The following is a 22650-nucleotide window of genomic DNA, read 5'->3' as shown; positions in this document are numbered from 1 at the left end:
CCGGCTCTTCGCAGTTGAGGGTGTAGCCCGGGACCGCTGGCTGGTTCGCGGATTGGCGTCGAGGTCTTCCAGGATGGAAGTTCTCACACTGCCCATCCGCCGGAAGACCTCGACGTGCACCACCCTATGTTCGCGACCCCTGATCTCACTACGTTCTGCCGCCTCGACGAGCTCGGCCTCGAAGCCGTCGGCCAGATGATCGAGCCCGACCGGGCGGTGCTGGAGTGCCGCGTCGTCGACGACGACCCGTGGTGCCGGAAGTGCGGTGCCGAGGGCGTGCCGCGTGACTCGGTGACGAGGCCGCTGGCGCATGAGCCGTTCGGACACCGGCCGACGACGCTGCTGGTGCGAGTGCGCCGGTACCGGTGCGACCACTGCTGCCGGACCTGGCGGCAGGACGTGTCGAAGGCGGCGGCGCCGCGGGCGAAGATCTCCCGCGGCGGGATCGGGTGGGCACTGACCGCGATCGTCGTCGACCACCTCACCGTCTCCCGCGCCGCAGCAGGCCTGGGGGTATCGTGGCACACCGCGAACACCGCGATCCTCGCCGAGGGCAAGCGGCGGCTGATCGAGGACCCGGCCCGGTTCGACGGTGTGACCACGATCGGCGTCGACGAGCACGTCTGGCGGCACACGAGGTTCGGCGACAAATACGTCACCGTGATCATCGACCTCACCCCCGCGAGGAACAAGACCGGTCCGGCCAGGCTGTTGGACATGGTCGAGGGCCGCTCCAAGGCCGTGTTCAAGCAGTGGCTCGCCGCCCGGCCCGCGGACTGGTCGAAGCGGATCGAGGTCGTCGCGATGGACGGGTTCAGCGGGTTCAAGACCGCGGCCGCCGAAGAACTCCCCGACGCCGTTCCCGTCATGGACCCGTTCCACGTCGTCCGGCTCGCTGGCGACGCGCTCGACCGGACCCGGCAACGGGTCCAGCAGGACACGCTCGGGCACCGCGGTCACTCCGGCGACCCGCTCTACGGGGTCCGCCGCACCCTCCACACCGGCGCGAGCTTCCTCACCGAGAACCAGACCGCCCGACTCGAAGCCGTGTTCGCGGCCGAGGAGCACGTCGAGGTCGAAGCGACGTGGGGCATCTACCAGCGGATCGTCGCCGCCTACCGCGAACCCGACAAGAACAAGGCGAAGGAGATGATGCGGGCGGTGATCGACTCGGTCAGCAGCGGCGTCCCCGCGATGCTCAAGGAAGTCCAACGCCTCGGCCGGACGCTCAAGCAGCGCGCCGCCGACATCCTCGCGTTCTTCGACCGCCCCGGCACATCGAACGGGCCGACCGAGGCGATCAACGGGCGCCTGGAGCACCTCCGCGGTTCCGCGCTCGGGTTCCGCAACCTCACCCACTACATCGCGAGATCGCTACTCGAAGCCGGCGGATTCAGACCCGCACTACACCCTCATCCGCGATGAGCCGCATTGCCGCCACGATTTCCGACGAATCGGTGAAACGTCGACTCGAGGCCATTGAGCTGCGACTTGCTGCCCTGAGCGGTGACGGATCGCCCACAACCGTGGATGTACGCCTTTCTCCTCGAGAAGTCGATGTCCTGGCCAGCGTTGCCGTGGGTGCGACGAATGCGGAAGTCGCGGCTTCCCTGGGACTGCGCGAAGGAACGGTCAAGTCCTATCTGCAGTCGGCGATGTCGAAATTGGATGTCTCAACCCGCCACGCCGCGGTGACAAAGGCCCGCCGCGCGGGAATTCTCCCCTGAACGCGTCGACCAGTCCAGACCGAATGACATTCGCCACGCGCTGGACTTTTCGCAGCGAATGACGCGAGCATCCGCAATAGACTCGGCATATGGCACGCAAAATCGTTCACCAACTCGTCGATGACCTCGATGGCACCGTTCTGGAAATCGGTGAGGGAGAAACGCTGACGTTCTCGCTCGACGGCGTCGCATACGAGATCGACCTCACCGACGCGAATGCCGCGAAATTGCGGGATTCGCTCGCGCCCTATGTGTCGGCGGGCCGCAGAATCTCGGCGTCGCAGAGCGCATCGGCAGGGCGCAAGCGTCGGCGTTCGGGTCAGCAGGACTACGCAGCGGTGCGCGCGTGGGCGAAAGACAACGGGTACGCGGTCTCGGAGCGCGGACGAGTTCCGGCATCCGTTCTCGAGGCCTACAACGCCGCCAACTGAGCCAGCCCACCGAGAATGGCGCTGCCGCTTACCCGGCGGGGATAAGCGGCTCTGAAGCGCCCACGCCAGGTACGGGGCGATGTGCTCGGCGTACGGGACCGTCAGGTGTGTTTGGTCGTACTTGGTCGGAAGCGTCCCAGCAAAAGCGGGGCAGACCTGCTCCCAGCAGCTGAAAGGCAGCGCGTCGATGGCGTGATCACCGGATGCCGCCGCTGCAGCAACCGTCGCGTCCCACATCGCAATCCAGGTGTCATCAACCGCGGAAGCACACGCCGATGGCGACGACACCGGCGAGTAACAAGCTCCGAGGTTCACTCCCTGCGGCGGTGGTGCCAGGTAAACGACACGCCCCGACATCCCGTAGGTGGCAGCCTCGGACTGGGCAGCCGCGGCGAGGTCCTGCGCCGACAGATCCGTTCCGTCTGTCGAGCGTCCGAGGGTGAAGGCGTTCGAGACGATGACGAGGGAGGGCTGATCAGCCGCGATCAGCTGCCGAACGACGTCCTTGCGCTCGGGGCAGGCCGCCATGATGCCATCGCCATCGTTCTGCACGAGGACATCGGTGAAGCGGCATCCGTACAGCCCCACCGTGGTCGCCGCGATCAGCCCGCCGCTGTTCTCGGCCAGTGACCGGAACGCCGGAGCGTAGGCCATCGCCGTGGAGTCGCCGACGAGGTAGATGTGGGTAGCGGCATCGGCGCTCCCCCACGTGCAGGCCGCTGGATCAGGCGTCACGGTCGGCGAGAAGCAGTCGTGCGCCGGGTTGGCCCCGGAGGACTGCGCCATGACCTCATCGAGAGATGGATGCAGGACTGGCCACGCCGTCGCCGTAACTGCTGCCGCAAGCTCGGCCTGCAGCTGCGCTGTCGGGTCAGCTGCAGGCGTCGGGGACGCGGGTGCAGCAAATGCCGGCGGCTGAATGAGCGGGCCGGCCCCGGACGTGGCGTGAACCCACGTTGCTGTTCCCAGCGCGACCGCGAGCAGACCCGCCGTTGCCAGGAAGATCTGCGTCCCGAATCGTTCACGCCACAGTCGACCGGGTGCGGTGTCGCCTGCGCTCACCGACCCGGCGCCGGCGGACCCGGCAGAACCTCGCACGGGCGGCTGGACTGCCGTCCGGACGCCCGGGACAGCGGGTAAGGCCGGAGGAGCGGAAAGCGCCGACGGCGGCATCGGCCGAGGGCTGTCGGGAAAGTACCGGGTTCCCGGTGTCCATCCCGCAGGCCTGGTCGAGGCAACGCCACGCGCCAGCGTCGTGTTCGCCGGCGCCACCGCCGGCTGCGCCGCCGCCGGCACGGATGCCGCCCGATCCGACGAGGCAGGCATCCGAGCCCCCAGCCACGGCGCGTACCGCAACGGCTGCTCGACGATGAAGTACGAAGCAAGGCTCAGCACGGCAATCCCCCCGAGCACGATCCAGATTCTCTGATCGGATTCGGGGAGCAGCGCAGCGGCGAAGACGATGACAGGGAAGTGCCACAGGTACAGCGAGTAAGACATGTCGCCCACGAACACGCTCACAGGGTTGGTGAGCGGAACCAGGTGTCGCTGCCGAGGATCTCCGGCCACGCCACCGGCGAGCACGAGGCAAGTTGCGACAACCGGCAGTGCTGCCCATGGCGCGGGGAAGCCGGCAGCGGTGGGTTCGATGATCAGGACTGACGCGACAGCACCGGCGAGCCCCACCCATCCCAGCACGATTCCGAGAGCGCGCGGGATGCGGGCAAGCGCCGGAACCGCCGCTGCAAGCAGCGCTCCAGCCGCGAGCTCCCACGCCCGCGTCAGGGTCGAGAAGTATGCGAGGGTCGGCTGCGCCTCGGTCTGCGTGAGGGCCCACGTGAAGGATGCCGCGACAATCGCTCCCGCAGCGATTCCCACAACCACTCGTGCCGCAGCGCCTCGCCGTGCCGCAACGGGCACGAGCAGCACGAGGATGACAAGCAGCCCCGGCCATGCGAGGTAGAACTGCTCTTCCACCGACAGCGACCAGAAGTTCTGTAGGGGTGAGACGGCATCAGCGGCGTGGAAATAGTCGGTGCCCTGGGCGGCGAAGCGCCAGTTCGATACGAACAGCGCTGCGCTGATGGCATCCCACAGGGTCTGATCGGCCCGCACGGTGTTGAACAGCGCAAACGCAGCGCCGACGACCGCACCCAGGGTCACGAGCGCCGCGGGAAGGATGCGACGTGCACGGCGCGCGTAGAAGCCGCCCACGGAGACGCTGCCGTAACGGCGAATCTCGGAGAGCAGCATCCCGGTGATGAGAAAGCCCGAGATCACGAAGAAGATGTCGACCCCGACGAACCCCCCGGCGGGCCACCCGACTGCGTGCGCGCCGAGCACCGCCAGGACGGCAAGCGCGCGCAGGCCCTGGATGTCGCGGCGCGGCGCAGTGCGGGAAGGAGTATCGGGAGTCATGGCGAGGCCGCCGACAATTGTATGGGAGCGGTTCCAGTCCTCTGCGCGCAACCCAGGTTGCGGCGCCACTTCAGGGCAGGTCTGGTGGGTTCGGCAAGGTGATCCGCACCCGAGCGCCGCCGAGTGGTGAGTCCTCGATGGCGATGCGGCCGCCGTGAGCCTGCAGGATGCCGCGGCAGGTGGCAAGACCGAGTCCCAGGCCGTCGACCCCCTCCGCGTTGCCGCGGTCCATCAGATCGAACACACGCCTGCGCAACTCGCGAGGCACTCCCGGCCCGTTGTCGTCGACGGCAATGAGTGAACCGGATGACGTTCGTGTTCCCGTTACCTCGACGTGCGGCTGAAAGCCGGCCGCTGCCGCGAACTTCACCGCGTTCGCGACCACATTCTGCATCACGACTCCCAGCAGCGTGCGATCAGCCCAGACCTCGATGTCGGCATCCACGGCGATCGTCGCCGACGACGCGGCGATCGGCACACGAAGATCAGCGATGACGTCTGCGGTCAGCTCATCAAGCTTCACCGCTTGAGGATGAGGTGCAGCAGATCCGCGCCGTGCGTACTCCAGCAAATCAGCGATCATGGCGGCCATCCGGTCAGCCGCCGACTCGGCGTGCGCGAGAGATCGGGCGGCCTGCGGCGCCAAATCGATGTCGGGGCTGTCGGATGCCAGCTCCAGGTATCCGACCAACGCGGTCAGCGGATTGCGAAGATCGTGGCTGATCTGCCCCGCGAACTGGGTGAGCATCTCGTTGGACGCAGTGAGCTCTCGCGTCGCGCGCCGGAGTTCAAGGACCTCGATGACCTGCCCGGCGAGGATCTCGAGGGCGCGCTGGGCCTCGGGATCGAGGTCGCGGACGGTCTCGTCGAAGACACAGAGCGTCCCGATGATCGCACCGTCAGGTGTCACGAGCGGGCTCGACGCGTAGAAGCGCACGCTCGCGATCTCGCCCACGACGAACGGGTGCGCTCGGAATCGAGGATCCCGCCGGGCATCAGTAACCACGATGGGGGCTCGATCCGCGAGAACGGCGGCGCACATCGAGTCCTCGCGGGCGCAGACTGCCGGTTCGAGGCCGAAGGCGGCGACCTGATGCTGAAAGCGATCATCGATGATGTTGATCACGGCCTTCGAGACTCCGCACAACATCGCCGCGAGACGTACGAGCCCCTGAAGCTCCGACGCGGGCGGGCAAGCGATGACGTCGTAACCGCTGATTGCCTCAATCCGGGCAGCCTCATCGACGATTGTCATCCGTCGCTCCTCTCGCCCCGGTCCGGTTCAGGATACGTCGCCTGAAGCGCCCGACGGCCGGGGTCGCCGCTGTCGGCGCCGCTAACTCCTCAGAATTGCGCGGACTTCGCAGCATCCGGCACAACGGATGCGAACAAGCGGCGATTCTGCGGAGTTAGGGACGGTCAGCGACTCCGCCCCGAGAGCTCGGCGCCGGCCACTGACATCCCGGCGGGCCGCCCCTACGCGCGGAAGCGAGCCAGAAACTCTTTCGTGCGGGCCTCACGCGGCGCCTCGAACACCTGCGCCGGCGTACCCTCCTCGAGCACACGCCCCTCGTCGAGGAACAACACGCGATGCGCGACATCGCGGGCGAAGGCCATCTCGTGGGTAGCCATCAGAATGGTCGCGCCCTCCTCGGCGAGTTGACGCACGAGCCCGAGAACCTCGCCGACGAGCTCTGGGTCGAGCGCCGAGGTGATCTCATCGAGCAGCAGCACCTCGGGGTCGGTCGCGATGGCCCGGGCCAGCGCCGCCCGCTGCTGCTGTCCGCCCGAGAGACGGTCGGGATGCTCGTGCGCGAACGCTCCGAGCCCGACCCGGTCGAGCAGCATCCTGCCTCGTTCTTCGGCATCGCGTCGTGGCATCCGTCGCACGACCCGCGACGCGAGGGTGACGTTATCGAGCACACTCAGGTGCGGAAACAGGTTGTAGCTCTGGAAGACGGTGCCAAGCCGCGAGCGCACCCGATCGGCGTCGGCGCGCGGATCAGAGATGTCTTGATCGCCCAGCAGGATGCGCCCATCGTCAATGCCCTCGAGCAGGTTGAGACACCGCAGGAGCGTCGACTTGCCCGACCCACTCGCACCGATCACTGCGACGACCTCGTGACGTGAAAGCTCCAGCGACACCCCGCGCAGGACGGGCTGGTCACCGAAGCTCTTCCACAGGCCCTCGGCCCGCAGCACGGTGCTCATAGGACGGATCCCGCCTGCTCGCGGCGCTGCAGTTTCGCGGTGTACCAATCCGCCACGCGGATCGTCGGGATGGCGAGCAGGACGAACAGGATGCCCGCCACGACGTACGGCGTGAAGTTGTACGTGAGTGAGACCTCCGAGCGGGCGGCGGCGATGGCATCCACAGCCCCGAGGATCGAGATCAATCCGACATCCTTCTGCATCGAGATGAAGTCGTTCATCAGGGGCGGTGTCATCTTGCGCAGAGCCTGCGGCAGCACGACATGCCGGAGCGTCTGCACGTGCCCGAGCCCAAGGGCGCGCGCGGCGAGGCGCTGCGACGGATGCACAGCCTCGATGCCGGCACGGATGACTTCAGCGACGTACGCCGAGTAGGTGAGGGTGACTGCCAGCACCGCGAGGATCACGGGCTCGATCCGCTCACCCACGACCGTCGGGATGCCGAACCCGACGAGGTAAAGCACGATGATGAACGGGAACCCGCGAAACAAGTCGGTGTAGCCGGCCGCGAGCACCCGCAGCGGAAAGAACACCGGTCCGCGCAGAGTACGCAGCACCGCGACCGTCAGCGCGACCACACTCACCGTGATCACCGACAGCCCCAGCACCTGAAGGTTCAGCAGGAACCCGTCCCACACCTTCGGGAGCGACTCGATTGCGATCCGCGGGTCGAAGAACGATTCCTGCACGGCAGCCCATCCGGGCGTCCGGATGACCGTCAACCAGACGATGGCGGCGAACACCACCGTCGAGGCGACCGCAAGCAGCACAGAGCGCTGCGACCGCCGGCGCCGATAGGCGCGGCGGTCGAGCTCGAGGGCGCTGAGCGGCGGCGGGCCGTCCGCGGCAGCAGGGGCGGGAGCGGTCACTGCAGGATCGGAACGCCCTGCTCGGCATCCAGCCACTGGTCGGTGATCTGCTGCAGCGTGCCATCGGCGCGCAGCTCATCGATCGCCGCCGAGACGGATGCCGTCAGCGGTGAGTCCTTCGCCAGCACAACGCCCCACTCATCGGCGATTCCGCCCAGGGGCAGCTGGCCGACGATGAAGGAGTTCTCGATGTACTGCGACGTGGCAAGGAACGCCGTCGGCAGGTCGATCACGAACGCGTCGATCTGCCCGGCCTTGAGGGCTGCGACGGCATCCTCGTTGGACGAGTAGAGCTGGGTCGCCGTGTCGGGCTGAACTACCGCATCGATCGTCTGCGCGCTGGTCGAGCCCGACATCGCGCCGAAGACGAGGGACTTCAGCCCATCGATGTCGGTGACACCCTCTGCCGGTCCGCCCTCGATCGCCACGACAGCCTGGGCCGCCGAGTAGTACGGGGACGAGAAATCGACTGCCTGCTTGCGCTCGTCGGTGATCGTGTACTGCTGGATGTTGAAGTCGAAATCCTTCGGACCGGGGGCGATCGCTGCCTCGAAGCTCGTGCGCACCCATTCGACGTCGTCGGCAGCGAACCCGAGCTTGTCGGCGATCGCGTACGCGAGGGCCGCCTCGAACCCTTCGCCAGATGCCGGGTCATCATTGATGACGTACGGCTCGTACGCCGTCTGTCCGGTCGCGATCGTGAGCTTGCCGGGCGTGACGTAGCCCGCGTCGGCTGAGTCTGCCTGCTCGCTCGAACTCGAACAGCCGGCCAGGGCGAGCGCCGAGACTGCGACTGCTGCTGCGACGGCGAGGATGCGGGCGCGGGATGCGCCAAAGGGACGGGACACGGGGCCTCCAGGTGTGGGTCGGCGCACTGATGCTGTGATGCGCCGTTGTTCCATCATCCGTCGTCCCGGGGCCGCGGGACCAATTACGCGGCGCTTTCTTACGACGCCGAATCGACGCCGACCTAGTCGAAGTCGGCCGCGACGGCGTTGCGGTGGTATTCGAAGATCAGGCTCGTGCGGGTGGATGCCACGCTGTGGCGAGCCGAGAGGTGATCGACGACGAAGCGGCGCACCGCCGACGAATCCTCGACCGCGATGTGGACGAGGAAGTCGTCAGCACCGCCGAGAAAGAAGACCTGGATCACCTCGGGGATGCGTCGCACCTCTTGCGTGAAAGCACGGATGCTCTCCTGGCGCGCACCGGGACGCAGGGTCACTCCGATGACAGCCTGGAGCCCTCGCCCGAGGGCGCCCTGGTCGAGGGCTGCGTGAAAGCCCGTGATCACGCCGCGGTCTACGAGAGCGCGAACGCGGGTGTGCGCGGTTGACGGTGCGAGGCCGATCGCATCAGCGAGCGCCGCGTTCGTCATGCGGCCATCGGCTGACAGCAGCTCGACAATGCGTTCGTCGACGGGGTCGAGGTCCTTCTCCATACCGAATATTCTTCGCCATTCGAGCACCAGCGCCAACTCTTCTTCACGACAACGCGCCGTATGCGCAGTTCAAGGCTCGATTTCTTCGTTCTGAAACATAAAGAGCAGAAGATCGTGCGATTCTCGGTTTCGACGGCGAGCTGTATGGCCGCGCTCAAGGAAGAACGGAGAAACCCATGCGGATCGGCGTACCCACCGAGATCAAGAACAACGAGAACCGCGTCGCCATGACGCCGGCAGCAGTGGACGCCCTCGTTCGCCGAGGCCACACCGTGACGGTGCAGCGCGGCGCGGGCCTCGGTAGCGCGTTCACGGATGACGCGTATCGCGCCGCGGGCGCACAGATCGCCGACACCGCCGAAGAGACCTGGGGCGGCGCCGAGATGGTCGTCAAGGTCAAGGAGCCGATCGCCCCCGAATACGGGCTGCTGCGCGACGATCTCACCCTCTTCACCTACCTGCACCTCGCAGCCGACCGGCCGCTGACTGACGCCCTGATGAACGCCGGCACAACAGCCGTCGCCTACGAGACCGTGCAGACGATCGACAAGGCACTCCCTCTTCTCGCCCCCATGAGCGAGGTCGCCGGCCGGCTCTCGATCACCGTGGGCGCGCAGGCCCTGATGAGCCCGTCGGGTGGACGGGGGATGCTGCTCGGCGGCGTGCCCGGCACCCCCAAGGCAAAGGTCGTTGTGATCGGCGGCGGTGTCGCTGGAGAGCACGCGACCGCGAATGCGCTGGGCCTCGGTGCGAACGTCACTGTCATCGACATCTCGCTGCCCAAGCTCCGCGCCCTCGAAGCGCGCTTCGGCGGCGCCGTCGAGACCCGCGCCTCGACCCGGTACGAGATCGCCGAACAGCTGGCCGATGCCGACCTCGTCATCGGCTCGGTGCTGATTCCCGGAGCCGCAGCCCCCAAGCTCGTCACCGACGAGATGGTCGCCGCCATGAAGCCCGGCTCCGTACTCGTTGACATCGCGATCGATCAGGGCGGATGCTTCGAAGGCTCACACCCGACGACCCACGACAACCCCACTTTTGCCGTGCACCAGTCGCTGTACTACTGCGTGGCGAACATGCCGGGGGCTGCACCCCACACCTCCACACGCGCGCTCGGCAACGCGACCCTCCCCTACATCGCGACGATCGCTGACCACGGCTGGGATGCGGCATCCGAGGCTGACCCGGCACTCGCGCGTGGACTCAACGTGCGGGGTGGCGTCGTGGTAAACGAGGGAGTGCGCGCCGCCTTCGGTATGTGATCCCTCCTGGGCCGGAATACCCTCCGGGGGTATCCTCGTTGTGGTCGAGAGTACGCCGACGACCCAAGGAGTGACGGCCATGAGCGGTTCGCACGAGCACCACCACACGGCAGCGACAGGGCGCGTCGAGCACGATGAGCACGCGCAGCACGAGAGCCACGAGAACCGCGCGAGCCATGGATCGCACGATGCTCACAGCGGACACACTGGCCACGGGGATCACGTCGCGCAGTTTCGTCGACTCTTCTGGATCAACCTCGTCATAGCGATTCCGGTCGTCGCCTCATCACCCATGTTCGCGATGATCCTCGGCTACGCAGTGCCGGACTGGGCGCTGGTCGTCGCGCCCGTCCTGGGTACCGTCATGTACGCCTGGGGCGGCTGGCCGTTCCTCAGCGGAGCGATCTCGGAACTGCGCTCGCGCACGCCGGGGATGATGCTCCTGATCGGACTCGCCATCACGGTCGCCTTCTTCGCCTCCTGGGGGGCGACTCTCGGCATCCTGGACCATGCCCTCGAGTTCTGGTGGGAGCTGGCGCTCCTCATCGTGATCATGCTGCTCGGCCACTGGATCGAGATGCGCTCACTTGCGCAGACCACGTCAGCACTCGACTCACTCGCCGCGCTCCTCCCCGACGAAGCAGAACGCGTGGAGGGAGACCAGATCGTCACCGTCTCCCCCGCCGATCTGCGCGTGGGTGATGTCGTCGTGGTGCGACCCGGCTCGAACGTTCCGGCAGATGGAGTGGTCATCGATGGCCATGCCGACATGGACGAGTCGATGGTCACCGGAGAGTCCCGTCCTGTCCCTCGCGGCGTCGGCGACACCGTCACCGCCGGTACCGTGGCCGTCGACTCCGGTCTTCGCATCGAGGTCACCGCGACAGGCGACGACACGGCATTGGCTGGCATCCAGCGCCTTGTTGCGGATGCGCAAAACTCGACATCCCGCGCGCAGCGGCTCGCCGATCGCGCCGCGGCCCTGCTGTTCTGGTTCGCGCTCGGCTCTGCGGTCATCACCGCCGTGGTCTGGACACTCATCGGCGACGCCGACTCAGCGGTGATCAGGTCGATCACCGTGCTCGTGATCGCCTGCCCACACGCGCTGGGCCTCGCGATCCCACTCGTCGTCTCGATCGCCACCGAGCGGGCCGCGCGGGCCGGCATCCTGGTGAAGGATCGGCTGGCGCTGGAGAGCATGCGTACCGTCGACACCGTGATGTTCGACAAGACCGGCACGCTCACCGAAGGCGCCCCTGCTGTGACGGCGATTGAGGCCGCGGGCGCGTGGCACGACGACGACGTGCTCGCCCTCGCTGCCGCCGCCGAAAACGTGAGCGAGCACCCGCTGGCAGCGGCCATCGTGCGCGCGGCGGCCGAGCGGGGAATCCGTGTCCCCCAGGCGACCGACTTCTCGTCCTCCCCCGCCGTCGGCGTCACTGCAACGGTCGACGGACACGAGATCCGCGTCGGCGGGCCCCGGATGCTGGAGCAGCTGGGCGCCGATGAGGTCGAAGCCGCCGCATCCTGGCACGACAAGGGAGCCATCATCCTGCACGTCGCGCGCGACGGGCAGGTGATCGGCGGGCTGGCACTGTCCGATCGGGTGCGGCCGGAGTCCCGCGAGGCCGTCGATGCGCTGCACAGGCTGGGCATCACGGTCGTCATGATCACCGGGGATGCCGAGAGCGTCGCCGCATCCGTTGCCGACGACCTCGGCATCGACCGGGTGTTCGCCGGCGTGCGCCCCGAAGACAAGGCTGCGAAGGTACGTGAACTTCAGCGGGAGGGCAAGCGGGTCGCGATGGTCGGCGACGGCGTCAACGACGCTCCGGCCCTCGCACAGGCCGACGTCGGCATCGCGATCGGTGCGGGCACGGATGTCGCGATCGCCTCTGCCGGAGTGATCCTCGCGACATCCGACCCACGCTCAGTACTCTCGGTGATCGAGCTGTCGCGCCGGACGTATCGGAAGATGACGCAGAACCTGTGGTGGGCGGGCGGGTACAACCTCATCTCGGTGCCGCTGGCCGCCGGCATCCTGGCCCCGATCGGCTTCGTGCTGCCGATGTCGGTCGGTGCGATCCTGATGTCGCTGTCCACCGTCGTCGTCGCTCTCAATGCCCAGCTGCTGCGACGCATCGATCTGGACCCCGCTTCCGCGGTTCGAGCTGCGCTGCGCCGGTAGGCGCGGGTGGGGCTCAGCGCAGCGCGCTCTGATACCGCCTCCGGACAATCATCTGCGCCACCCGCAGCACGGGGTACGCGAAACGCCAGACGCCGCGGCTCGCGGGCGCTGTGAGTGACCGGATGCTGAGGAAGACATCCCCACCCTCGCGGTGGACGATGAACGCCTCCTCGCCGCGAACGGGATGACCCGGCAGAGCCATATATGAGAAGCCGACCCGATCGGGTTCACGGATGACGCTGCGGACTTCGACCGGCTCTCGGATCGACAGGGGACCGATCGCTGCGGTGATCTGCAGCCGCTCCCCGGGGATCACCTCGTGCGCATCAAAGATTCGGAATCCGCTCCGCGTCTTCACGCCCCAGCGGAGCACCTCGCGGCTCGCGAACTCCCACACCGCCTCGCCTCGACCGAGGTGGGTTGCGCTCTCGAAAGCGCGGTACGGCGAAGACTCGCCCGGCTCCCAGGCGGCAGCACCGGGATCGGTCGTCGGGCCCAGGCCGAGCCGGTCGAGCAGATGTGCGTTGCGCACACGGATGAGTCGCCGCAGGTAGGGCACAAGCACAGCACGTTCGGCGAGGATGCCGAAAATCGGCGAAGCGAGATCGATCGTGTCGGTCATGGTCGTCACGCCGGTGACGTCATCGAAGCGATGCTCGTGACGAAACCACCGGAACGGCCCACGCACCTGCTCATCGACGAACCGCGTTGGTCGGTCGAGCGCCGTGATCCGCGAGGTCATCGTGAACCAGATGCCGAAGTGGCGGGCTCGCCACGTGACCTCCTGACCGAGGTCGATGCGGCCCGAGACGACGCCCGAGATCGCCCGCTCGCCGGATTGCTCCATCGAGGCGACGTGAGCGTCGATGTCGAGCGAGACATCGAAAAGCTCGTCGGCGGCCACCGCAGCGCGGGTGCGCACGACGAATCGACTGGTCACGGTTCGATCATGCCTGAGGGACGTGCCGCGCAGCCCCGGGCTGGACATCCACACGCCTGCGAGGATGGGGGAATGACGTGGACGGATCGGCTAGGTGAATTCGGGGTCTGGCGACGCAGCACCGACATCGAAGAAACGATGGCGGTGGAGATCGAGCGGCTCGGGTACGGCACGATCTGGCTCGGCGGATCTCCCGCTGCCGATCTCGTGGAAGCGGAGCGGCTGCTCGACACCACCGAGTCGATCGTGCTGGCCACCGGCATCGTGAACATCTGGATGTCGGATGCCACCGAACTCGCCGAGTCGTATCATCGCATCGTCGCGCGGCATCCCGGCCGGCTCCTGCTCGGTATCGGCTCAGGTCACCGTGAGCGCCAGCACGAACGTGCCAGGCCGCTGGAGGCGATGAGCAGCTATCTCGACCTGCTGGATGCCGAGGGCGTGCCTCAGGACGACCGGCTACTCTCCGCGCTCGGGCCTCGGATGCTCGAACTCGCCCGCACCCGCAGTGCGGGGACGCATCCCTACCTCACCCTGCCCGCGCAGACCGCCGAAGCCCGCGAGACACTGGGGGACGGGGTCCTTGTCGCGCCGGAGCAAACCGTCGTACTCGATACCGACCCGGTGTCCGCACGCAAGGCCGCACGCGCGTTCCTCACGCCGTATCTCGGCCTGAACAACTACACCAACACCATGAAGCGCGGCGGGTTCAGCGATGATGACGTTCAGGGATCGGGATCCGACGACCTGGTAGATCGCATCGTGGTCCATGGAGACGCCGCGACCCTTCTCGATGGGCTCCGCGCTCATCTGGATGCCGGTGCCGACCACGTCTGCGTCCAGGGTGTACCGAGCGACTCAGCGCTCGAGGTGTATCGCGCTGTGGCACCGAACCGGGGTGCGGTCACGCGCTCCTGAGCGGGCTGGCAGCATCGTCGCTGGCTCCAGCTGCATTCCGGCGCGGCTCACAGGGGTGCTCGCGTCTCAACCCGCGACCGTAGGCCGCGCCCAGCAGGCCCGCGGCGACGAACGTGCCGGCGGAGACCCCGAGGCTTAACAGGCTGGCGATGAGCATTCCGCCGATCGCGAGACCCAGCATCCACCTTGTACCCGAGGCGCGGGCGAGCAGAGCGACTAGCCCGAAGACCAGTCCCGCTGCCGCCACGGCTGCGGCGGGACCCACGGCGAGATACCAGTAGTGGAGCGAGTCGATGTCGGGCGGGGTCGATGACACAAGCGCACGCGAGGCATACCAGGTCCATCCGAGGACCCAGGCGACGCTCGCCACGGCGAGAAGAGCGAGGATGAGCCGAGCAAGAACGTCTCGAACGACCAGGTGCGCGAGCACGGCGCCGACGACGGCGAAGACGAAAGGGCCACAGTTCAGCACGAGCCCGGATATCAGGTAGCTGATGCCGTCCGCGCAGACCCACGACCCGTTCGCCTCGACCTGAGAAACGCCAGACTCGACGTAGATGCCGCACTGCACATGCAGCTGGGCTCGGAGCAGGAATATCGAGCTCGCGCCGCCGATGGGAAGGAGCATGGCTGCTCCCAGCGGCCACAGCGCGATACCGCTGGGAATGTGATCGCGCCGCGCCGGCTGAGGCAAGGTCGGAGCCCGCCATTCGGCGACAAGCGCTAGACCGAGTGCGACGATCGCCGCGACGACCCCCGCGAGCGCGGCGATCCACAGCACCCCCCGAAGAAACAGCATCCACAGCAGCGCCAGCGACACCATCGCCGTGGCGACGGATGCGGTCAGCGTCGCGGCGGCGACGCGAACGTGGGGCGACGGTGACACGTAGGTGTTCATCCCAGCCAAGACCGCCAAGCTGAGGCCGGCGGCGATCGCGGCCGTCACGACGCCAGCGACGCCGAAGGTCAGTGCAACACCCCACGGTGCGGCTGACCCCACGATCTGAACGACCAGCAGGCCGAGCACCGCACCCACGACAGTGCCGACGATGAGTGCTGGCCCTGTTGCGCGCGAGTACGCCGACCGCAGCCTCTCGGCATTCGTAGCCATAGCATCCCGCCTTCTCCCACACCGAGTTCCGTGGACCTCGGTCGAGCAGCTAAGCTACTATCGTTTTTCGATAGATTGCAACCGATAAACGATAGGACAACGCGGATGCGGAACGTGGTGATTGTGGCGACCAAAGCCCTGATCGTGGTGTTGTTCGCCGCGATCGTGTTCGTGCAGGTGGCTTACGTTCCCGCCAACGCCAGGAGCTTCGCACAAGCCGCGCCCGAGTTTGCAGCCCTCGAGCTTCCCGGCATCCTCTTGGTTGACGCGCTCCTGCTGTGCGGTCAGGTCGTGCTGGTCTGCGTGTGGGCGCTTCTGTCGCTCGCTGCGGAGGACCGTATCTTCGACAACGCCGCGTTTCGGTGGGTCGACATCATCATCGGCAGTATTGTCGTCGCCGGCTTGCTGATCGTCGCCGGCCTCGTTGTGCTCGATACAGCGAGCGCTGGTGGGCCTTTCACGGCGCTCGCTGGACTGATCTCACTCATCTGTGCCGCGGGTCTTGCCCTCGTGGTTGTCGTGATGCGCGGCCTACTTCGCCAGGCCACGCAACTGCGCCAGGACCTGTCTGAGGTCGTCTGATGGCCATCGTGATCGATCTCGACGTCCAACTCGCGAAGAAGAAGATGAGCGTTTCGGAGCTCGCCTCCGCCATCGACATCACCCCCGTCAACGTGTCGGTCCTCAAGAACGGTCGAGCCAAGGCCGTGCGCTTTTCCACACTCGATGCCATTTGCCGCGTGCTGGAGTGCCAACCCGGCGACATCCTGCGGTGGGAACCCGACGAGGCCGGCGTCAGCGGCGGCGAGTGAGCGGGTGAGCACCACCTCGGGCGTCGCTACGCGGGCGATCAAAGCGCTCGCGATCCTTACTCTCGTCGTCGGCACAATTGTGCTGTGCGGAGCCACCGTTCTGTTCGTGATGCTGAGAGGCGACGTCGGCTACGACAAACCGGTGACAGCGGCCGGTTGGCTGGAAGAGATCGCCGAAGCCGCGTCAGCCAGGAGCTCAGCGTCAGCGATCCTCAGCGTCACCCTGATCGTGGTGTGCGCCATCATCGCCATCGCCGCGTGGAGACGATCCGTTGACTGGTTGGCAGCCGGCCTGGTGTGCGGTGTGCTCCTCTCGGGCTCGCTCGTGCTCGTCGCGTGGGGAGACGACAATGTCCACAGGCTCACCGAGATGGCCGCATCCGCGATCGGCAACACTGCCGCGATCCTGCCGCCGGGAGGCACGACGCCAGCACCGGATCCCCTGACTGTCACGCAGGCGCGAGACGAGATCACGCGGATGCTTCACGCCACGATCGAGGCGAGCACGCCGCCCCTTCGGACACCGGAGGACGTCCCCGTTACAGTCCACCAAACGCCTGTCTCGGCAGTTCCCTGCGGCGAGGTCGGATCTCGACTGACCGTTGACCTGGCGTTCCGCACGGGTGACAATGCCGCCTCGGCGACCCGCATCCTGGCAGCCTGGGACCGCGCTGGCTATCTGCCCGACCGTGCGATGCAGCAGGACATTCGCTACAGCACTGAGCTACCCATCGAGCGGATGAGCATCCGTGACAGCACGTCGGTCGACGGGATGCTTCACCTCAGGCTCGAGACCGCGTGCGCCGTCGAAGCTACGCGGTGAAGCTCTTGCCGGGCCAGTAGGCCCACTCGACGAAATGCTCGACTCGCCCGTCGGGCGTGAAGTCGAGCTCCCAGAGGTCGAGGTACTCCTGCTCAGGGTCGCGATACGTGACCCGCACGCGCACGACAGCGTGAGAGCCATCAACCGTCACCGACTGGATCTCCATCTCGAACGGTTGCGGATCGTTCCAGAAATCCTCGATCGCTTCGTGCCCGACGAGCGGTTTTTCGTATGGTGACGTGAGGTAATGCGCATCCTCGGTGAAAAGATCGCGCACCGCTGGCGCATCGCACTCACGCCAGGCTCTCTCATACTCCTTGACCCAGCGCCCGACGGCATCCGTATCCATGGCTGCCACCTTCGCACACGGCGATCGTTACGGAAAGTGCCCCTGGAGAGACTCGAACTCCCAACCGTTTCCTTAGGACGGAACTGCTCTTCCATTGAGCTACAGAGGCTGGCTGCTCCAGTCTAGGCGGCGTCGCTGACCCGACCGAGCCGATCAACGTCCCAACGTGGGAATCCCCTGGGTATGGCGCTTGTGAGGTTGCGAGCGTTGCCAACTCTCGGAATCGTGGCTGGCCCAGAGACCGCAACGGAAGGAGAGCACCCATGCTCACCATGACCGACACCGCCGCTGAGGCCGTCAAGACGATCGTCGCCCGCGTGCCGCAGGCAGCTGACGGCGGTCTGCGCATCCGGGATGCTGGCGCCGAGACCGGCTTCGAGCTCAGCGTGGCACCCGCACCCGAGCCTGACGACACCGTCGTTGTGACCGAGGGCGCTCGCGTGTTCCTCGACACCGCAGCGTCGCTTGCGCTCAATGACCGCGTCCTGGACGCGCAGCTCGAGCAGGACGGCACCGTCCGCTTCGCGCTCGCCGCACAGGGCTGATCCCCCAGCGATATAGCGGCCCCCGATGACTTAGGTCGTCGGGGGCCGTTTTGGCGGGTGGCAAGCGGTCCAATCGGCGGATGCTGGCTCGCGGCGCCATCACGAGACCCTGTGTTTTCGCGGGTCGCGTGCACGACCGGGCCACGCGCGGCAGGGTGGCCGTGGGGTGCGGCATCCGTGACGGGGTGACATGGAGGCGGAAGGGAGCCACCGTGTCCGTCATCATCCTTGTTCTGTTCATCGCGGCGATCATCACGAGCGTGATCGCTCTCGCGCGCTCGGTCATTCGCGACGGCCACGGACGGCGCCCCGAGGTCGGCTCCTACGACTCGCGACGCCCGACCCTGTGATCGCACAGAGACCAACTTCGCGCACGACCGAAGCATCACGGGTCGTCGCGGATCCGGACCACCACCTTGCCAAGCGCGCGACCGTTGCCATGATGCTCGAGCGCTTCCCGCGTGTGGACGAGGTTGTACTCGGCGTCGATCGGCACCTGGATCTCGCCGGCGGCGCACCGGGCTGCGAGCGGCTCGAACCGCGCAGGTCCAGTCGGCACGGCAAGTGCGCCCAGCCGAGTCCCACTGACAAGACCGACAAGCGCGCCGACGGTCAGCATCCGTATCAACACACGGGTCGTGCCACCGACGACAAAGCATCGCCCGCCCGGGGCCAGCGCCCGTCGGTAGGCGAACACCGATCGGTACGCGACGAGGTCGACAACGAGGTCGTAGGGCCCGGTGCGGGTGAAGTCCTGCTCGCGGTAGTCGATGGTCTCGTCGGCGCCCATGAGCCTCATGAAGTCGAGCTTCCCGGCGTTGTCCACCCCGGTGACATGCATCCCGGCGGCTTTCGCGAGCTGAAGCAGGAACGCCCCCGACCCGCCACCTGCTCCATTGACGAGCAGGCGGGAACCCGGGCGGGCCTTGGTCATCGCCTCGACGGCGATCTCCCCGGGCTGCGGGATCGCGGCGGCCTGGGCGAAGCTCAGCTGTGCCGGTTTTCGAGCGAGGGCTGACTCCGGAGCGACGGCATACTCGGCAAAGCCTCCCTTGCGTTCGAGGATGTCACCGTAGACCTCGTCGCCGACCGCGAACCGGGAGACGCCCCGACCGATGGCGACGACCATGCCTGCAATGTCCGAACCGAGGATGCGTCGCACGGGCCTGGTGAGCCCGCCGATGCGCGCGTAGAAGGGGTCGCCGTGCAGCGTCTCCCAGTCGCTCAGGTTGACGGAGGTCACCACGAGCTGCACAAGCACCTCACCCGCGGCGGGCCGCGGCACGGGGACCTGCTCGACCCGGAGGTTCGAGGGCGGTCCGTACGCGTCATACACGACGGCACGCATGGTGGCAGGCAGCGCCTCGACGTGTTCGGGATCGCTCACGACGCCAGCTTAGGGAGATCAGTGGAAGTCTCGCGAGCGGTGCTGCACCCCGACACGCAGGTCCTCGAAGCGGTCGGCGAGCACGTTCGTCACCCCCTCGGGCGAGCGTTCCAGCATCCCCCGCACGATGAGCGCCGGAGCGTCCCGCGCAACCCGCCGATAGCGGTTCCAGACCCCGACCGAGCAGATGACGTTGACGACACCGTGCTCGTCCTCGAGGTTCAGGAAGGTGATTCCGGATGCCGTCGCCGGCCGCTGCCGGTGGGTGACGAGTCCCGCGACCTCGATGCGGCGCCCGGTTTCGTGGCTGCGGATCTCCCGGGAAGTGAGCACTCCGCGTGCGTCGAGAGGCGCGCGATAGTGGGTGAGCGGGTGGTCGTCGGTCGAGATGCCGGTCGCCCACAAGTCGGCGGCGAGAATGTCGTAACTCGTTGGATCGGTGAAGAGGGGCGGCTGCACCGACACCAGCGAGTCGGGCAGGTACTCGGCGCGATCCTGAGCTGCGGCCCCTGCGAGCCACACCCCCTCGCGGCGCGAGATGCCCAGTGACTCGAACGCGCCAGCGGTCGACAGTGCCTCGAGCTGCACCTCGGTCACCCCCGTTCGGCGCACGAGATCACGCAGATCGCGGAACGGCCCGTGCGCATCCCGCTCGGCGACGATGCGCACGGCGGTCGGCTGCCCAACGCCCTTGACGCCCGCGAGCCCCAACCGCACCGCGAAGTTCCCATCGCGGCGGTGGGCTGCCGACTCATCCGGCGCATCACGATCGAACGGACCCACCGGCGGCTGGATGCGATGTGTGCAGGCATCCATGCCCGTGGGCGTCGGCATCCGTACGAGAGGGCATGGCGTTTCGGGAGGTTGTGACCGTTCGGGAGGTTCAATATTCCCCGCAGCATCCTCCCGAGCGTCCTGCCCCTCCCGGATGAGCGGAGGGACGGATGCCGGATCTGGCATCAACGGCTCGACCCCGGCCCACACTCCCGAGGCGTGTAGATCGGGGCGGCGCACCTCCACGCCGTGGCGACGGGCATCCGAGACGAGGGTCGCCGGGGAGTAGAACCCCATCGGCTGCGCGCGCAGCAACCCGGCAAGAAACGCTGCCGGGTAGTGCAGCTTGATCCACGAGCTCGCGTACACGAGCAACCCGAAAGAGAGGGAGTGCGATTCGGCGAAGCCGAAGTTCGCGAAGGCCTGGATCTTGGCGTAGATCGCATCGGCTTCCTCACCGACAAGGCCGTTGCGCGCCATCCCCTCGTAGAGTTTCTCGCGCAGCGACTCGATACGCTCGAGCCCGCGCTTGGATCCCATCGCCCGGCGCAGCAGGTCGGCATCTTCGGGGGTGCACTCGCCGATCGCGACGGCCATCTGCATGAGCTGCTCCTGAAACACCGGCACCCCGAGCGTGCGTTCGAGTACCGGCTTGAGCTTCGGGTGAGCGTAGGTCACCGGCTCCTGCCCGAGCTTGCGCCGCACGAACGGATGCACCGCACCGCCCTGGATCGGACCGGGACGGATGAGGGCGATCTCGATCACGAGGTCGTAGAACCGTCGCGGCTGCAGGCGCGGCAGCAGCCCCATCTGCGCGCGCGACTCGACCTGAAAGACCCCGATCGAATCAGCCCGGCACAGCATGTCGTACACGGCCGCTTCTTCCTTGGGTAGGGTCGACAACTCCCACTCCTCCCCCGTCGCCTCGCGGATCATGTCGAAGCAGTACTGCAGGGCCGCGAGCATCCCGAGCCCCAGCAGGTCGAACTTCACGAGGCCCATCCACGCGGCGTCATCCTTGTCCCACTGGATCACGGTGCGGTTCTCCATGCGCGCATGCTCGATCGGCACGACCTCGCCGACAGGCCGCTCAGTGAGCACCATCCCACCCGAATGGATGCCGAGATGCCGTGGCGCCTTCATCAGCTCGCCCGCGTACGCGATGACCTGGGCGGGGATGTCGTGCTCGGGTCCGCTCTCCAGAGAACTCCCCTCCCCACGCCCACTCGCCGCATCGCTTACGCGCTGCAGCGAGCCTCCGGGCGCGTGGGCCCCCCTTTCGACCTGCTTGGACCAGGCATCCTGTTGCCCCGGCGAATACCCGAGCGCCTTGGCCATGTCGCGCACCGCATTCTTGGGGCGGTACTGGATGACGTTCGCCACCTGCGCGGCGCGATCCCGCCCGTACGTGGCATAGACCCACTGGATGATCTCTTCGCGCCGGTCGGAGTCGAAATCGACGTCAATGTCGGGCTCTTCGTCACGCAAGCTCGAGAGGAACCGCTCGAATGGCAGGTCGTAGGCGATCGCGTCGACCGCGGTGATATCAAGCAGATAGCAGATGGCGCTGTTGGCCGCCGACCCGCGCCCCTGACACAGGATGCCTCGCCGCCGCGCCTCCTGCACGATGCCGTGCACGATAAGGAAGTACCCGGGGAAGTCCTTCATCTCGATGACGCCGAGTTCCCTCTCGATGCGGTCACGGTTCGCGGGCGAGAGATCCGGATACTTGCGGGGCACCGCCTCCCACACGAGATGTCGCAGCCACGTCATCGGGGTGTGCCCCTCGGGGACGGGGAGTTTCGGGAGCGCGGGTTTGGCCCGGCGCAGCGGAAAGGCCAGTTCGTCGGCAAGGGTCACGGTGTTGGCGACCGCGCCGGGATACCGGGCGAACCTCTCGGCCATCTCCGCCCCCGAGCGCAGGTGCGCGCCGGCATGGGAGGGAAGCCAGCCGTCGAGCTCGTCGAGCCCCCGGTTCGCGCGTACCGCTGCCACCGCCGCAGCAAGTTGCGCGCGCGTCGGGGCGGCATAGTGCACGTTGTTGGTCGCGAGCAGCGGCAGGCCCCTATCGGCGGCGAGCGCGGCGAGGATGTCGTTCTCACGCGTGTCTGACGGATTGCCGTGGTCAATGAGCTCGACATGCACGGCGTCCAGACCGAACAGGGCGACGAGCTCGTCGAGGGCGGCGGCTGCGGCATCCGGTCCGCCATCGGCGAGCGCGCGGCGCACCGCTCCCTTGCGGCATCCGGTGAGCACCGCCCACTCCGAACGGTTGCGGGTTCCGGTGAGCCCGTCGAGGCGTTCCTCACCGCGGGCGAAGGCCGCAAGCTGCTCGAGGTCGTAGTGCGGACGCCCCTTCTCGGACCCCTGCAGCTGCGCGCGCGTGAGGGCCGACGCGAGCCGGTGATAACCCTCTTCTCCCCGGGCGAGCACGAGCAGATGGG

Annotated in this window: 21 protein-coding genes, 1 tRNA gene and 1 pseudogene; 11 read left to right on the top strand and 12 right to left on the bottom strand. The window is 67.2% G+C overall.

The genetic code is table 11. The features are described 5' to 3' along the window. Positions 1-114: 114 nt before the first annotated feature. From Q1V87_RS02000 to Q1V87_RS01990, 3 genes are all read left to right on the top strand, one after another. The gene (locus Q1V87_RS02000) at positions 115-1425 is read left to right on the top strand and encodes an ISL3 family transposase (protein ID WP_300590628.1); all 1311 of its coding nucleotides are present in this window, start codon (positions 115-117) and stop codon (positions 1423-1425) included. Beyond that, positions 1422-1727, top strand: coding sequence for a LuxR C-terminal-related transcriptional regulator (locus tag Q1V87_RS01995; RefSeq protein ID WP_366945393.1), 306 nt, complete (start codon positions 1422-1424; stop codon positions 1725-1727). The genes Q1V87_RS02000 and Q1V87_RS01995 overlap by 4 nt, the downstream gene beginning before the upstream one ends. An 89-nt stretch (positions 1728-1816) precedes the next feature. Beyond that, on the top strand, positions 1817-2158 hold the full coding sequence (locus tag Q1V87_RS01990) for an Lsr2 family protein (protein WP_300590630.1): 342 nt from the start codon (positions 1817-1819) through the stop codon (positions 2156-2158). Between the two features lie 78 nt (positions 2159-2236). Here Q1V87_RS01990 and Q1V87_RS01985 read toward each other — a convergent pair. From Q1V87_RS01985 to Q1V87_RS01960, 6 genes and pseudogenes are all read right to left on the bottom strand, one after another. After that, positions 2237-4576 (bottom strand): annotated as a pseudogene (locus Q1V87_RS01985) (acyltransferase family protein); the annotation flags it as partial. A gap of 70 nt (positions 4577-4646) precedes the next feature. After that, positions 4647-5831, bottom strand: a complete 1185-nt coding sequence (locus Q1V87_RS01980; protein ID WP_300590627.1) for a GAF domain-containing sensor histidine kinase — start codon at positions 5829-5831, stop codon at positions 4647-4649. 221 nt (positions 5832-6052) lie between these two features. Next, complete coding sequence (locus Q1V87_RS01975; protein ID WP_300590626.1) at positions 6053-6787, bottom strand: amino acid ABC transporter ATP-binding protein; 735 nt, start codon at positions 6785-6787, stop codon at positions 6053-6055. Next, positions 6784-7656 (bottom strand): amino acid ABC transporter permease, encoded by an 873-nt coding sequence (locus Q1V87_RS01970; protein WP_300590625.1) that lies wholly within the window; start codon positions 7654-7656, stop codon positions 6784-6786. The genes Q1V87_RS01975 and Q1V87_RS01970 overlap by 4 nt, the downstream gene beginning before the upstream one ends. Then, a complete protein-coding gene (locus tag Q1V87_RS01965) occupies positions 7653-8504 on the bottom strand; it encodes a transporter substrate-binding domain-containing protein (RefSeq protein ID WP_300590624.1) in 852 nt (283 codons plus the stop codon). Before Q1V87_RS01965 ends, Q1V87_RS01970 begins: the two co-directional genes overlap by 4 nt. 122 nt (positions 8505-8626) lie before the next feature. Continuing rightward, on the bottom strand, positions 8627-9097 hold the full coding sequence (locus tag Q1V87_RS01960) for an Lrp/AsnC family transcriptional regulator (protein WP_228176884.1): 471 nt from the start codon (positions 9095-9097) through the stop codon (positions 8627-8629). Positions 9098-9273: 176 nt separating this feature from the next. Here Q1V87_RS01960 and ald point away from each other — a divergent pair, with 176 nt between their 5' ends. Next, the gene (ald, locus tag Q1V87_RS01955; protein WP_292709059.1) at positions 9274-10359 is read left to right on the top strand and encodes an alanine dehydrogenase; all 1086 of its coding nucleotides are present in this window, start codon (positions 9274-9276) and stop codon (positions 10357-10359) included. 79 nt (positions 10360-10438) lie between these two features. Further along, on the top strand, positions 10439-12547 hold the full coding sequence (locus Q1V87_RS01950) for a heavy metal translocating P-type ATPase (protein WP_300590623.1): 2109 nt from the start codon (positions 10439-10441) through the stop codon (positions 12545-12547). A 13-nt stretch (positions 12548-12560) separates the two neighbouring features. On the opposite strand, the gene Q1V87_RS16250 is transcribed toward Q1V87_RS01950, so the two are convergent. Next, positions 12561-13487 (bottom strand): DUF1990 family protein, encoded by a 927-nt coding sequence (locus Q1V87_RS16250; RefSeq protein WP_366945392.1) that lies wholly within the window; start codon positions 13485-13487, stop codon positions 12561-12563. A 72-nt stretch (positions 13488-13559) separates the two neighbouring features. Here Q1V87_RS16250 and Q1V87_RS01935 point away from each other — a divergent pair, with 72 nt between their 5' ends. Further along, complete coding sequence (locus Q1V87_RS01935; protein WP_300590622.1) at positions 13560-14405, top strand: LLM class F420-dependent oxidoreductase; 846 nt, start codon at positions 13560-13562, stop codon at positions 14403-14405. Here the strand turns inward: Q1V87_RS01935 and Q1V87_RS01930 are convergent. Then, positions 14392-15516: a hypothetical protein gene (locus Q1V87_RS01930; RefSeq protein ID WP_300590620.1), complete on the bottom strand. Its 1125-nt coding sequence runs from the start codon at positions 15514-15516 to the stop codon at positions 14392-14394. The genes Q1V87_RS01935 and Q1V87_RS01930 overlap by 14 nt on opposite strands. Positions 15517-15639: 123 nt before the next feature. Between Q1V87_RS01930 and Q1V87_RS01925 the strand changes: the two genes are divergently transcribed. From Q1V87_RS01925 to Q1V87_RS01915, 3 genes are read left to right on the top strand one after another with little or no spacing between them, the layout of a single operon-like run. Then, positions 15640-16098, top strand: coding sequence for a DUF2975 domain-containing protein (locus Q1V87_RS01925; protein WP_300590619.1), 459 nt, complete (start codon positions 15640-15642; stop codon positions 16096-16098). Next, the gene (locus Q1V87_RS01920) at positions 16098-16328 is read left to right on the top strand and encodes a helix-turn-helix transcriptional regulator (protein ID WP_300590618.1); all 231 of its coding nucleotides are present in this window, start codon (positions 16098-16100) and stop codon (positions 16326-16328) included. Before Q1V87_RS01925 ends, Q1V87_RS01920 begins: the two co-directional genes overlap by 1 nt. Before the next feature lie 4 nt (positions 16329-16332). Further along, positions 16333-17151 carry a hypothetical protein gene (locus Q1V87_RS01915; RefSeq protein ID WP_300590617.1) on the top strand — a complete coding sequence of 273 codons (819 nt, stop codon included), beginning with the start codon at positions 16333-16335 and terminating at the stop codon, positions 17149-17151. On the opposite strand, the gene Q1V87_RS01910 is transcribed toward Q1V87_RS01915, so the two are convergent. Both Q1V87_RS01910 and Q1V87_RS01905 read right to left on the bottom strand, forming a co-directional pair. Beyond that, positions 17141-17500 (bottom strand): nuclear transport factor 2 family protein, encoded by a 360-nt coding sequence (locus Q1V87_RS01910; RefSeq protein ID WP_292709072.1) that lies wholly within the window; start codon positions 17498-17500, stop codon positions 17141-17143. The genes Q1V87_RS01915 and Q1V87_RS01910 overlap by 11 nt on opposite strands. Positions 17501-17537: 37 nt before the next feature. Beyond that, positions 17538-17609: transfer RNA gene (locus Q1V87_RS01905), tRNA-Arg, on the bottom strand. A gap of 154 nt (positions 17610-17763) precedes the next feature. On the opposite strand from Q1V87_RS01905, the gene Q1V87_RS01900 reads away from it, so the two are divergent. Both Q1V87_RS01900 and Q1V87_RS01895 read left to right on the top strand, forming a co-directional pair. After that, positions 17764-18045, top strand: a complete 282-nt coding sequence (locus Q1V87_RS01900) for a Fe-S cluster assembly protein HesB (protein WP_195692006.1) — start codon at positions 17764-17766, stop codon at positions 18043-18045. 212 nt (positions 18046-18257) lie between these two features. Beyond that, positions 18258-18395, top strand: a complete 138-nt coding sequence (locus Q1V87_RS01895) for a hypothetical protein (protein WP_292709076.1) — start codon at positions 18258-18260, stop codon at positions 18393-18395. 35 nt (positions 18396-18430) lie between these two features. Here the strand turns inward: Q1V87_RS01895 and Q1V87_RS01890 are convergent, their stop codons facing one another. Next, positions 18431-19432 carry an NAD(P)-dependent alcohol dehydrogenase gene (locus tag Q1V87_RS01890; protein WP_300590616.1) on the bottom strand — a complete coding sequence of 334 codons (1002 nt, stop codon included), beginning with the start codon at positions 19430-19432 and terminating at the stop codon, positions 18431-18433. An 18-nt stretch (positions 19433-19450) separates the two neighbouring features. Beyond that, the coding region (locus Q1V87_RS01885) for an error-prone DNA polymerase (protein ID WP_300590615.1) at positions 19451-22650 on the bottom strand (3200 nt) is incomplete at its 5' end.

This window comes from Microbacterium sp. (assembly GCF_030149085.1).
Lineage (GTDB): Bacteria > Actinomycetota > Actinomycetes > Actinomycetales > Microbacteriaceae > Microbacterium.
Note: the sequence above shows the minus strand (reverse complement) of the source record. Positions and strands in the feature narration are given on the sequence as shown.